We start from the raw sequence: 12,658 nt of genomic DNA on the forward strand, positions 1-12,658 counted from the left end.
GGCGGGGCCCCGGACGCGCCAGGGTCAAGGGGCTCAGTCGCGCGGGTGCGACTGGCGTCGGCCGGAGGGCTGTGCTTCCGGGGTGTACGGGAGGGTGAGGCGGACGGTGAATCCGCCCTCGGTGGTGGGGCCGGAGTCGACGTGCCCGTGCAGGAGGTCGGCGCGTTCGCGCAGCCCGATGAGTCCGAGGTGGGCGCCGGGCAGCGGGGTGGCGGGCCGGGTGGGCGGCGTGTTGGTGACGGTGACGCCGATGTGGTCCGGGTCGTGCGACAGGTGGACGGTGACGCGGGAGCCGGGGGCGTGTTTGCGGGCGTTGGTGAGTGCTTCCTGCACCGTGCGGTACAAGGTGCGTTGCACGGGAGCGGGCAGGTCGGCCGGCAGTTCGCCGGTGAGGGTGCTGTGTATGCCGCTGCCGTCCACGAGCCGGCGCAGGTCGGCCAGGGTGGGCTGGGGGGCGAGCTCGGAGGCGTCGCCACCGGACATGCGCAGGAGCGTCACCATGTGCCGCAGCTCGTCCAGGGTGGTCACGCTCAGCTCCCGGATGGTGTGGGCCGCGGCTTTCGCCCTGGGCTCGGTGGTGCTGACCTGCAGCGCACCGGCCTGGACGGCGATCAGGCTCACCTGGTGGGACACCACGTCGTGCATCTCCCGGGCGAGTTGGGCGCGCTCGCGGGCCAGCAGGTTCTGGGCGTGGAGCTGCCGCTCGTGGTCCCGGGCCTCCTCCACCTCGAGCAGGCGCTCCGCCGCGTCCTGGCGGGCCTGGACGAGCTGGCCGAGGAAGACGGGTGCGGCGGCGGTGGCGATGAGGTAGGCGAAGTCGACGAGCGTGCGGGTCGCGCCGTCGTGGGCGTAGTCGCCCAGCGGCCAGGGCGCGGCATCGGCGGCCGCCGAGATCAGTGCGCACACGGCGAGGAGCGGACGGTTGCGGGACGCCGCCGCCAGGGCGTACAGGCTCGCGAACGGCACGACCATCAGGGGGGTGAACAAGGTGGCGGGCACCCCGATGAGGAACACGGTGAGCGGGAAGCGGCGGCGCAGCGCCAGCGCCGCGCAGGCGGCTGTTGCCCAGGTGACCTCGTACGTCTTGACATCCTCGGCGTTCCACCACAGGTCGGCCGCCGCGAGCAGCACGATCAGGGGGGTCGCCCAGCTCGCGGCGAGTCGGCGGGCGTCCTCGGCGCGGGACGGCATCCGCTGGTCCGGCTGGTTCATGGTCGTGGGCCCGTGTCGTGGGAGGGGTGGTGCCGTGCGGTGCCCTTGGTTGTGAGCAGGCCGGCGCGTTGGGCGAGGAGCGCCGCCTGCACGCGGCCCGACACCCGCAGTTTGCCGAGGATCGAGCTGGCGTGGTCCTTGACGGTGCCGGGGCTCAGGTGAAGGCGGGCGGCGATGTCGGCGTTCGACAGGCCTTCGGCGATGAGCCTGAGGACCGTGCGCTCGCGGTCGGTCAGCAGTCCCACCCGTCGTACCTGCGGATCGTCCTCGGTGACGCCGTGCGCGCCGTCGACGAGCGCGGATGAGGCCTTGGGTGAGAGGACCACTCCCCCGGCGTCCAGCGTGCGGACCAGGTGGGCGAGTTGTTCGGGTGCGGTGTCCTTGAGGATGAACCCGGCGGCGCCGGAGCGCAGCGCGGTCAGGATGTACTCGTCGGAGTCGAAGGTGGTGAGCATGGCCACGACGGGCGGGGCGTCGAGGGCGCGTAGCTCCCGCAGGACGGTCAGACCGTCGGTGTCGGGCATGCGGATGTCGAGCAGTACGACGTCGGGCCGTACCCGGACAATGGTCTCGACGGCCTGAGCGCCCGTCGCGGTGGCGACGACCTCGATGTCGTCCGCCGCGCTGAGGATCAGCTCGAAGCCCGAGCGGACCAGCGCCTCGTCGTCCACCACCACTACCCGGATCACATCTGCCCCATCCCGCTGCCCGCCGTCGTAACGCATGCGCTTGCTGAACGGAGCGTAATCGCGCACCGGCTCGACGCCGCACGCGGCACCGCCGCACCCGTCAGCCGGGGGGTGGGTTCCCGCCAGGTGGCGGGGGTCCGGCAGCAGCTCGACGGATACAAGGTGACCTGCGCTTCTTCGAGTCTGACTGGCATGAGATTGCAGCCACGGAAGTCCGTGACGGCGCCTGCGGCGACCGACGCTCCCGCCCTTGCCCACCGTGACGGCCGTGCCACGACCGGTCGGCTGCTCGGCGTGGACCTCGCCCGCGGCCTGGCGGTCTTCGGCATGTACGCCGCCCACGTCGGCCCCGCCCCCGAGGACGCCGGTGGCGTCACCGGTTTCTTCCTGGAGCTGTCCCACGGCCGCTCGTCGGCCCTGTTCGCCTTCCTCGCCGGCTTCTCGCTGATCCTCCTGACCGGCCGCAGCCAGCCACGGACCGGCAGCGCCGGCCGCCGGGCCGTGCTGCACGTCCTTATCCGTGCCGTGGTCCTCCTCGCCCTCGGCACCGCGCTGACGATGACCGGCACGCCGGTCGAGGTGATCCTGGCGTACTACGGGCTGTTCTTCGCCCTGCTCCTGCCGCTGTATCGACTGCGTCCCCGCACCCTGGCGGTCCTCGCCGTCGTCACCGCCGTCACCCTGCCCCAGGTCCGCTACGTGCTGCTGCGCTCCCTCGACGGCGGCGCCTGGGGCGAAACGGTGGTCGCCCACGACCCGCTGGCGCGCATCAGCGGCACCGACGGCTTCCTGGACCTGTTCGTCACCGGCAGCTACCCGGCTCTGGCCTGGCTGTCGTTCCTTCTCGCGGGCATGGCCGTGGCCCGGCTCGACCTGGCCTCCCGCGTGGTACGGGCCCGGCTCGCCGTCACCGGGGCCGCGCTCGCCGTCGTCGGACACGGCGGCTCCTGGCTCGCGCTGCACCTGCTGCCCGGCGTGCCTGCCGCACTCGCGGCGGACGCCGCCTGGGACGGGCCCGTGATGGCGTCGTGGTGGTCCGACGTGGCCGGTGTGTCGGAGACGTCGGGCACCGCCTGGCTGTGGGTCGCCGCGCCGCACAGCGAGACCACGCTGTCCATCGTCGCCAACACCGGCGTCGCGCTGCTGGTCCTTACCGCGTGCGTCTCCGCCCTCGACCAGATGCCGCGCCTCACGAGGTGGGCCCGGCCCGTGATCGCCGTGGGCTCCATGTCCCTGACCGCCTACGTCCTGCACATCGCGCTGATCTGGGCCCTCGGCATCGAGGATCTCGACGGGCTGCCCCTGCTCCTGCTGCCCGCCTTCATCGCCGCCGCGCTGCTGCTCGCCACCGCGTGGTCGCGGTTCTTCCGGCGCGGCCCGCTGGAGCACCTCCTGCACGGCGCCACCCGCCTCGGCGACACCTTGGTGCGCGGGCGCGTCGGCGGCGGTCCGGCCACAGCCCAGCACCCTGCCGGGAAGCCATCGCCGACCACACGGCCGGTCGACCCGTCGGCCTCAATTCGCCCCTCCGACACGGCAGATCGAGGGCGAGAAAAGTACATCGATCAGGTCGACAAGTGACATGACATCAGAATCCACGACGCATACGTTGACCGCATCGCACGAGTACCACTCACGCGCCACGGACATCTAGGCAACCCCGAATTTCCTAGGGAGAGTCCAGTGAGAAGTGCACGAATTGCGCTGTGCGCTCTGCTCATCACCGGGGCCGTCGGCCTCTCACCGAGCACCGCCTCGGCGACCTCGGCGACGCCGTCCACGCCCTCCACGCCCTCCACGCCCTCCACGCCCTCGGCGAACCGGAGCGCGTTCACCCTGTCCAGCGCCGCGTTCGCCGACGGCGGCGTCATCCCCAAGGTCCACGAGTGCACCAGCGGCGGCGGAAGCGACCCCGCCAAGAGGAACGAATCCCCGCCCTTGACCTGGGCGGGCGCGCCGACCGCCGCCAAGAGCTACGCGATCGTCATGCGCGATCTCGACAACTCCCACCTCATCCACTGGGTCATCTACGACATCCCGGCGAGCGCGACCTCACTCCCCCAGAACGTCGACCATGCCTACCGGCCCTCGACCCCGGCGGGAGCCAGGCAGGTCTACTACCGAGGCAGCGCGAGCCTCTACGGCTACCAGGGGCCGTGCTCGCCCTCGACGGTGAACACCTACGAGTTCGTCGTCCACGCGCTCAATCAGCCGTCGTTGAGCAGCCTCAACTCCAACTCGTCGACCCGGACCGCCGCCAGGGAGATCGTCGCGGCGACGATCGGCTCGGCCAGGATCACCGGCGAGTCATAGCGCAGGCGGCAGCCACGGCCGTCGACTGCTCCGCTGCAGGTTCGCCGCTCCAGAGGTCTTGACAACTCTATTGGTCTGGACCAACTTTGCGCGCAACAGCGATGGCCACCGTCGTCGCTCACGTGCTTCACCTCTCTCCCAGGAGGCACCCGTGGACCGTGTGCGCAAGGACAGACCCGGCGTCCGCCGGAGAATCAGCGCGGTGATGGCCGTCGGTGCGGCCGCCGCGCTCGCCGTCACCGCGCTCGCCGCGCCCGCGCAGTCGGCCGACACCGACGCGGCCGACGCCAAGGCGGCGAGCACCAGAGCGGCAGACGTCAACGTCGCCAAGAACGCCGGGTTCGAGGCGGACCTGAACAACTGGACCTGCGCCGCCAACAGCGGCGTTGCCGTCACGTCCCCCGTGCACGGCGGCGCGAAGGCGCTCAAGGCCACACCGTCCGGGCAGGGCACCGCCGAGTGTTCCCAGATCGTCGCGGTGAAGCCGAACTCGACGTACAAGCTGAGCAGTTGGGTGCAGGGCAGCTACGCCTACCTCGGCGCGCGCGGCACCGGCACCACCGACGTGTCGACCTGGACGCCGGGCACCTCGTCCTGGCAGCAGCTCTCCACCAGCTTCACCACCGGCGCGAACACCACCTCGGTCACGGTCTACACCCACGGCTGGTACGGGCAGAGCGCGTACTACGTGGACGACGTGAGCGTCTTCGGGCCCGACGGGGGCGGCGGCCCCGACCCGGTCGAGATACCGCCCGTCCCGGCCGGCCTCGCAGCGGGAACGGCCACGCCCACGTCGGTGGAGCTGTCCTGGACGCCGTCGTCCACGGCGACGGGCTACACCGTGTACCGCGACGGCACCAAGGTCGCCTCGTCCAGTGGCGCCTCCACGACCGTCACCGGCCTCACGCCGGAGACCACGTACAGCTTCCAGGTGAGCGCCTCGAACGCGGCGGGCGAGTCGGCGAAGTCGACGGCGGTGTCCGTAAAGACTCCCAAGGGTGACGGGGGCGGCGACGGCACAGTGCCCCGGCACGCGGTGACCGGCTACTGGCAGAACTTCAACAACGGCGCGACCGTGCAGAAGATTCGGGACGTGTCCTCGCAGTACGACATCATCGCCGTGTCGTTCGCCGACGCCACCCCCACGCCGGGGCAGATCACCTTCAACCTGGACCCGGCCGTCGGCTACGCCTCCACCGCCGACTTCAAGGCGGACATCGCCGCGAAGAAGGCCGCGGGCAAGTCCGTGATCCTCTCGGTCGGCGGCGAGAAGGGCACCATCTCCGTCAACAGCGACGCCTCCGCGACCGCGTTCGCCAACAGCGCCTACGCGCTGATGCAGGAGTACGGGTTCAACGGCGTCGACATCGACCTGGAGAACGGCATCAACCCCACCTACATGACGAAGGCGCTGCGCCAGCTCTCGGCCAAGGCGGGCCCGAAGATGGTGCTCACGATGGCCCCGCAGACCATCGACATGCAGTCGACGTCCGGTGGGTACTTCCAGACGGCGCTGAACGTGAAGGACATCCTCACCGTCGTCAACATGCAGTACTACAACAGCGGTTCCATGCTCGGCTGTGACGGCAAGGTCTACAGCCAGGGCAGCGTGGACTTCCTGACCGCGCTCGCCTGCATCCAGCTCGAGGGCGGCCTCGACCCGTCGCAGGTCGGGATCGGCGTCCCGGCGTCGACACGCGGCGCGGGCAGCGGTTACGTCGCCCCGTCGATCGTGAACAACGCCCTCGACTGCCTGACCCGCGGCACCGGCTGCGGCTCCTTCAAGCCGTCGAAGACGTACCCGTCGCTCCGCGGCGCCATGACGTGGTCGACGAACTGGGACGCGACGGCGGGCCACGCGTGGTCGAACGCGGTCGGCCCGAAGGTGCACAGCCTTCCGTAGCGAACGAACGCCCCGGAGGGGCGGGCCGGGCCGTGTTCGGTCCGCCCGCCCCTCCGGGCATGTGCGGGCCGGGCCGCTCCGGTCTCCTGGGCGACGGTCGGCAGTCGGCAGTAAGCCGTGGGTGGTCGGCGGTCGGCGGTCGCGGCAAACCGTCCTGGCTCTCACCCGGGTACGCGGGGGCCGTACGTCCCCGCACTCAAGGCCGACATCGACGGCGGGCTGCTGCCGCAGATCCTGGACGCCTACCACGCCGACCCCGCGGCCCTACCGCCCGAGCCGGTCCTCGTCGCCATGGCCGCCACCGACCCGGCCGGTCAGCGACCTGCCGCACGCCAGACTGCTCGTCGCCTGGCCCCAGGAGGCGCGCTCACCGGCCGTCGCCGCGTTCGTGCGTGCCGCCTGTGTGATCGCAGCCGCCGAACACACGCAAGCGGAAGCGCACATGCAGAGCAGTACCACCCGAGCCCGTCACCGGCGGCCGACGCCGTCCTCGGCCATGGATCGAGCCAATCGTGAATCAGCCACCGGGCGGTGTTCGTTCCCCTGGCGCGCACAGCGGTAGCGTCGGTCGCATGATCGTATGGCTCAACGGCACCCACGGTGCAGGCAAGACGACGACCAGCGCGCTCGTGCAGAAGCTGATCCCGGATTCACGGGTGTTCGACGCCGAGAAGGTCGGCGAGACCCTCATGGACATCTCCCCGATGCTGCCGTGGACAGGCAACTTCCAGCACTGGCCGCCGTGGCGACCGCTCGTCGTCGAGACCGCCCGCCACGTGCTCGACTACACCGGCGGCACCCTGGTGATGCCCATGACGGTCCTGGTCGAGGAGTACTGGCGCGAGATCAGCACCGGCCTCGCCCGACACGCCATCCCGGTACGGCACTTCGTCCTCCACGCCGACCAGGACACCCTCCGCGCGCGCATCGCGGGCGACACCGTTCTCGGCCCCGACTCCCCCTTCCGGCTCCAACACCTCGAGCCCTACGCCGAGGCAGCCCGCACCTGGCTGCACGAAGCGGCCGAGGTCGTCGACACCACGCACCTCACGCCCGACCAGGCCGCCCAGCAGATCGCGGACGCCGTCAAGAGCTGAGGTGCGCCCGGCGCAGCAGTGCCTGTTCGGTTCGCTTCCGACGGGTGAGGAGCCTGCCGACCACGGCGGCGGCAGCACCGCCCCGCCCGTCGGGCCGCGTCGCGTCAGCGTGCCACCGGCACCCTGTGCTGTGCCCGGTGCAGCCGCGCGTACCAGCCGCCGGCGTCGAGGAGTTCCTGGTGGGGGCCGCGTTCGACGACGCGGCCCCCACGCATCACGAGGATCTGGTCGGCGTCGCGGACGGTGCTCAGGCGATGGGCTATGACCAGACAGGTGCGGGAGCGCAGGAACTCGCCCATGGACTCCTGGATTTCCTGTTCTGTGACGGTGTCGGAGTGCGAGGTGGCCTCGTCGAGGACGACGATCGGCGGGCCCTTGAGGACCAGTCGGGCGAGGGCCAGGCGTTGGCGTTCTCCGCCGGAGAGGCGCAGTCCACGATCGCCGATGAGGGTGTCGAGGCCCTCGGGGAGTTTCTCGACGGTGGACCAGACACGCGCGTCTCGGCAGGCGGCCTCCAGTTCCTCGGTCGTCGCGGCCGGGCGGGCGAGGAGGAGGTTGGCCCGCACGGTGTCGTTGAAGAGGAAGGTCTCCTGCGGCACGATGCCGATCGCGGAACGCACGTCGTCCAGACGCAGGCGTCGGATGTCCACGCCGTCGATCAGCACGCGGCCCGCGTCCACGTCGAAGGAGCGCGTGAGCAGACGGGTCAGCGTGGACTTGCCCGCTCCGGAGAGCCCGACGATGCCCACGGTGGTGCCGGGTGCCGCGACGAAGCTGAGGGCGGTGAGGGCGGCCCGCGGACCGTGGGCGTCGGTGGGCGGGTCGCCGTCGAACGGCTCCTCGTCGAGGTGACCGTCGGCTTCGTCGGCGAGGTCGGCGTCCTGGTCCCCGGTGAGTGAGGGGAGGGCCAGGTCGTGGGGCGGTGGATAGGCGAAGTCGACGTGCCGGAACTCCACGGAGGGCGCCCGGTCGGCGCGTACCGGCAGAGGACGGGCATCGGGGGCGTCGACGATCTGCGGCTCGAACCGCAGCACTTCCTGGATGCGGTCGAACGCGACCCGGCCCGCGATCAGTTCCACGCGGAGCCCGGGCAGTGCGGTCAGCGGCCCGAACAGCCGCGCCAGCAACGACAACAGGGCGATGACTGTGCCCAGCGTGAGGGTTCCGGAGATCGCGAGGCGGCTCGCGACGAGGTAGATCAACGCGGAGACCAGGCTGACCATCAGGATGAGGGAGCCGGTGAGCGCGGCAGCGAGCGAGGCACGGCGTACCGACGTGTCGCGCACCCGGGCTGCGAGGAGCCGGAATCGCGGTGCGTCCCGGTCGGGGTGGCCGTAGTGGCGGATCACCTCGGCGCCGCCGGAGCTGAGCCGTTCGGCGACCAGCGAGTCGAGGTCGGCGAAGGTCCCGAGCATCCGTTGGTTGACCTTGCGCAGCGCGCTCGTGAAGTGGGACGTGAGCAGGTAGAGCAGCGGGATCAGGAGCAGCACGAGCCCGGCGAGCCGCCACTCCATCACCATCACGGTCAGACCCGTGGTGAGGAGCAGGAACAGCGCGGAGACGGCGGCGGGCAGCGTGCCCGCGACCACTTGCTGTACGCCCGCCACGTCGCCGTGCAGCCGGGAGACGAGGGCGCCGGTCCTGGCCACGGAGAAGAATCCGAGGGACTGGCGTTGCAGATGCGCGAAGACGTCGGTGCGCAGGCGCAGGACGACGTCCTCGGCGAGGCGGGTGGCGAACCACCGCTCCAGGTAGGTCAGGGCGGCCTGGGCGACGCCGAGGGCGGCCAGGGCGCCCGTCATGGCCCACACCATGCCTTCGTCGCGGCGCAGCACACCGTGGTCGATGAGGCGTTGCGCGACCACGGCCGGGGCGACGGTGGTCGCGGCCAGGGCCACGATCAGGACGAGCAGGAGTGCGACGCGCGCTCGGTGGGGTCGCAGGACGCCGAGCAGTCTCCGCTGCGGCATGGACTTCCGCCTTCCGGTGGAGTGGGTGGGCCGACTGCTCCGGAGGGGATCCGGAGCAGTCGGCCCTTCGCGGCGCCGTTTCAGGTCAGCAGTCGCGACAGGTGATCGACCAGCTGCTGTGGTTCGGGGACGGGACGCAGCAGGTCACGCTGCTGGCGTTGCTGTTTCCCAACTCCCCCATCTCAGTGCTCGTTTCGGCGCCCAGGCCCTGGAGGTCGTAGATGGCCATGCGTTTCACCTCCTCTCGGGTGTCGTGGTGGCGGGGTTCGGGCTCGGCCCCGAGGGCTCGGCCCGAGGTTCGGGAGGCAGCAGGAACGGCAGGGAAGGGCGGTGTGCCGTCGTCCGCTTCCCCTCGTGGACGGCGGCCAGGGCCAGCAGGACGCCAGCTCCGCCGGTGGCGAGGTCCATCGAGATGCGCAGCAGGTTCGTGCCGGGGAAGGCGATGTGGCCCCGCCAGTGCAGTACGTGCCAGTCGAGGATGCGGACCTGCCGCGCCGCGGTGCCCGGGGAGTCCGCGTGGTGGGCGTTGAAGAGCAGCAGTCCCGCCGCGCCCTCGAAGAGGCCGGGGAAGGGGCAGAAGGACGGGGCCACCGCGCGCCGGATCGCCGCCAGCGCGGTCACGAACTCCGGCTCCTGACGGTGTGCCGCATACCGGTCGAGGGCGATGCCGACCCCCGCGCTGCCCTCGGCGAGGTACGGCATCAGCCGGAATCCCTCGTTGACGAAGAGCGCGCCCTCCGTCCGGGCCGGACGAGTGCCGTCCTCAGTGCCGGTGCCACCCTCGGCGCCGGTGCCGTTCTCCGCGTACGCGCAGCGCCGCAGGTCCTGGCGCAGCGCCGTCGCGGCCGCGTCGAGATGGCGCGGGTCGCCGGTCTCTTCGTAGAGCGTGGTGAGGAACAGCGCCGGGCCCGCCGAGCCGTGCATGAGGCCGGCGCGTGGATGGGCGCCGCCGCTGGTCTCGGGGACGTCGGTCACCTCGCCGAGACGGGCGCGTACGTGGTCCGCGGTGTCCAGTGCCCGCTGCAGATACCGGTCGTCGCCGCAGGCGCGGGCGAAGTGCAGCCAGTTCAGGCCCATGCCGGCCAGTCCCTCGGCCAGGCCGAGGCCGGTGTCGGGGGTGGTCGCGGCCCGCGGAATCCGGGCGAGGACATCCACGGCCGCGTCCCGGTGGCCGAGCTCCCAGAGGGCGTACGCGATGCCGTGCCGGCCGTCGTACAGGCCTGCCCGCCCGTCCGGCTCATCCCGGTGGACGCGGTCGAGCAGCCAGCGTTCCGCCGCCGGGACCGCACGCGCGCCCGCCGTGCGCAGCGCCCACAGCACCCCGGCCGCTCCGTGCGCCAGGCCGAGCCCGGCGTCGGAGTGGAGGAACTGCGCGATGTCGCCGGGGAACACCCGGTCGTCGCGCTCGGGGCTGCTGCTCGCGGCGATGGCCTCCGTGATGGACGACCTCACGTCGGCCCAGGCGGCGGGGCCGAAGTCGACCCGGCACGGCACGGGGGCGGCGGGTGCATGCCCGATGAGTGTCTCCAGGGCGTCGGCGAACCACTCCCGCGGCACGTCGTAGCGGTCGGCGATGACTCCGGCGAGCTGTGCCGCCTTGGCCGGGTCCAAGGGAATCAGCGAGGTCAGCGGGCCGAAGACGGCGAGTTTCAGCGCGGCGAGCGCGTACAGGTCGACGTCCTTGCCCGTACGGTCGCGCGGTGCGGCGAAGCCCGGGTTGGCCATCACCTGGCGGCCGCCCTCGTCCGTGAACCAGCCCGCCTCGAAGTCGATGAGACGGACCTGCCGCGCCCCGGCCGCCTCCTCGCTCTGCGTCGGCACCAGGATGTTGTAGAGGTGCAGGTCACCGAAGACCACACCGCGCCGGTGCAGGTCTGCCACGGCCTCGGCGACGCGCTCCCATGTGGACATCGCCCAGTCGCGGAACGCGGCGAGGCGCTCCGGGCTCGGCGGGGTGTCGTCCACGAGGGGATTGCGCCGGGCGGCCGCGGTGAAGAGGGCCTCGCCGGGGACGAACTCCTCGACCAGGAACTCGTGGCCCGCCGCGCTGTGACAGCCCTTCAGCCGGGGCACGGCCGGCAGCCCGGCCAGGCGCCGCAGGATGTCGCGCTCGCGCCGCACCCGGGTCACGGCGTCGCGGCCCCCACCGTCCAGCCCGGCGTGCGGCCGCCCCTCTTTCACGGCCACCTTCTCGCCGTCGGCCCGCATCCGCCCCTCGTAGACGCCACCGCCGTTGGAGTAGTGCAGTGCGCGGACGATCTCGAAGGGCAGGTGGTCGACGCGGGTGGCGTTGCGGCGATCGAGGTCCGGCTTGAGGAACGCGGGCAGCTGGACCCAGTCCGGGACGCTGAACACCGGGCCCCGCGGGTCGGGTACCAGGTTGCCGTCGGCGTCCTCGATCGCCACGGTCTCCCGTCCGTCGGGGCCGGTGAGGGTGCGTGGGGCGAAGGCGCCGTAGCGGACGTAGACCGGGCCGTCCGCCCAGCGCAGGTCGCTCAGGACGTACGGGCCGGGGGTGCCGTCGAGCAGGTCCCCGAGGTCGGTGACGGTGGTGCGCAGGTCCTCCTCGTCCAGGGGGTAGATCGTGGCGAGCTTGCCGCTCCCGGCCCGCTCCGCGTACTTGGCGTTGCGCCGCTTGTACTCGCGGGCGCCGGGCACCACCTTGAACGTCAACGCGCGGGCGAGGCAGTAGTCGTACACCACCTCGACGACGTCCGCGGACCGGTCGACGGCGGCGGAGACGTGGACCTTCCACCCCTGGGCGGGGAGGTGCACGCCGGCCGGCTGGTAGTACACCCAGGCGCGCTCGGCGATCCGCCGCCAGCCGTGCGGCGCCGCGGCCTCTCGCAGGGGCGGGAACAGCGCCTCGTCCGTGAGGTCGTGACCGCGGCGGTCGTAGAAGTCCGGATCGGCCGCGCAGAACGCTTCGTACTGAGCCTCCATGCCCCGTCCCCGTTTCTTGTCTCCTGCGGCCGGGCGCCCCCGACGCCCGGCCGCTCCCCTCCGCGGCACAGGTTCACGATGTCGTGCGCAGGCGCGAGCTGTCGTTGTCTGTTCGTGCAGCGAGCTTGTCGATTCGCGCACGAGCCGGTCGGGTCGGCTCTCGTGGGACGAGGCTTGGAGTCACCTTCGGTCCGGCTGATGCCGATGTCGCCAGTGGGACCAGCGCAGGCGGTGTGTGAGGTCGCGGGCTGGACGGATCAATGCCGCACTCGTCCGGGCCGGTCAAGCCCTTGCTTGCGGGCCAGGCACCACTGGCCGGGCCAACCGGCGACGTCGTGGATCACGCATCGCGTCGGCGTCCCATTGCGCCCGGTGGAGCAGGTGCTGCATGCCGTCCGGAGTGACATCGCCCGCGTACTCGGCCAGGGTCCAGCATTTCTTCCTGGGCAGGTCCGACAGCAGCCCGGAGATCAACCGCTGCACCCGGCGGCGGGGTTCAACTCGGGAGAACCGGACGACGATCCGGCTCAT

Annotated in this window: 9 protein-coding genes and 1 pseudogene; 4 read left to right on the forward strand and 6 right to left on the reverse strand. The window is 71.7% G+C overall.

The window, feature by feature from the left end; all coding sequences use genetic code 11:
• Nucleotides 1-33 precede the first annotated feature (33 nt).
• Complete coding sequence (locus tag AB6L24_RS00385; RefSeq protein WP_405656986.1) at nt 34-1,191, reverse strand: sensor histidine kinase; 1,158 nt, start codon at nt 1,189-1,191, stop codon at nt 34-36.
• Between the two features lie 17 nt (nt 1,192-1,208).
• The gene (locus tag AB6L24_RS00390) at nt 1,209-1,901 is read right to left on the reverse strand and encodes a response regulator (RefSeq protein ID WP_405650645.1); all 693 of its coding nucleotides are present in this window, start codon (nt 1,899-1,901) and stop codon (nt 1,209-1,211) included.
• Nucleotides 1,902-2,093: 192 nt separating this feature from the next.
• Here AB6L24_RS00390 and AB6L24_RS00395 point away from each other — a divergent pair, with 192 nt between their 5' ends.
• The 4 genes from AB6L24_RS00395 (at nt 2,094) to AB6L24_RS00410 (ending at nt 7,214) form a co-directional block, all read left to right on the forward strand.
• A complete protein-coding gene (locus AB6L24_RS00395) occupies nt 2,094-3,482 on the forward strand; it encodes a DUF418 domain-containing protein (RefSeq protein WP_405650647.1) in 1,389 nt (462 codons plus the stop codon).
• Nucleotides 3,483-3,584: 102 nt separating this feature from the next.
• Nucleotides 3,585-4,214 carry a YbhB/YbcL family Raf kinase inhibitor-like protein gene (locus AB6L24_RS00400; RefSeq protein ID WP_405650650.1) on the forward strand — a complete coding sequence of 210 codons (630 nt, stop codon included), beginning with the start codon at nt 3,585-3,587 and terminating at the stop codon, nt 4,212-4,214.
• Between the two features lie 151 nt (nt 4,215-4,365).
• Nucleotides 4,366-6,117, forward strand: coding sequence for a chitinase (locus AB6L24_RS00405; RefSeq protein WP_405650652.1), 1,752 nt, complete (start codon nt 4,366-4,368; stop codon nt 6,115-6,117).
• Between the two features lie 572 nt (nt 6,118-6,689).
• Nucleotides 6,690-7,214 (forward strand): ATP-binding protein, encoded by a 525-nt coding sequence (locus tag AB6L24_RS00410; RefSeq protein WP_405650655.1) that lies wholly within the window; start codon nt 6,690-6,692, stop codon nt 7,212-7,214.
• Nucleotides 7,215-7,318: 104 nt separating this feature from the next.
• On the opposite strand, the gene AB6L24_RS00415 is transcribed toward AB6L24_RS00410, so the two are convergent.
• The 4 genes and pseudogenes from AB6L24_RS00415 to AB6L24_RS00430 form a co-directional block, all read right to left on the reverse strand.
• Nucleotides 7,319-9,184 carry an ABC transporter ATP-binding protein gene (locus tag AB6L24_RS00415; RefSeq protein WP_405650658.1) on the reverse strand — a complete coding sequence of 622 codons (1,866 nt, stop codon included), beginning with the start codon at nt 9,182-9,184 and terminating at the stop codon, nt 7,319-7,321.
• Between the two features lie 85 nt (nt 9,185-9,269).
• Complete coding sequence (locus AB6L24_RS00420) at nt 9,270-9,413, reverse strand: SapB/AmfS family lanthipeptide (protein WP_405650660.1); 144 nt, start codon at nt 9,411-9,413, stop codon at nt 9,270-9,272.
• A gap of 5 nt (nt 9,414-9,418) precedes the next feature.
• The gene (lanKC, locus tag AB6L24_RS00425) at nt 9,419-12,127 is read right to left on the reverse strand and encodes a class III lanthionine synthetase LanKC (protein WP_405650663.1); all 2,709 of its coding nucleotides are present in this window, start codon (nt 12,125-12,127) and stop codon (nt 9,419-9,421) included.
• Between the two features lie 339 nt (nt 12,128-12,466).
• Nucleotides 12,467-12,658 (reverse strand): annotated as a pseudogene (locus tag AB6L24_RS00430) (IS701 family transposase); the annotation flags it as partial.

It is taken from the genome of Streptomyces sp. RK9, assembly GCF_045070545.1.
In the GTDB taxonomy this organism is placed as follows: domain Bacteria; phylum Actinomycetota; class Actinomycetes; order Streptomycetales; family Streptomycetaceae; genus Streptomyces; species Streptomyces alboflavus.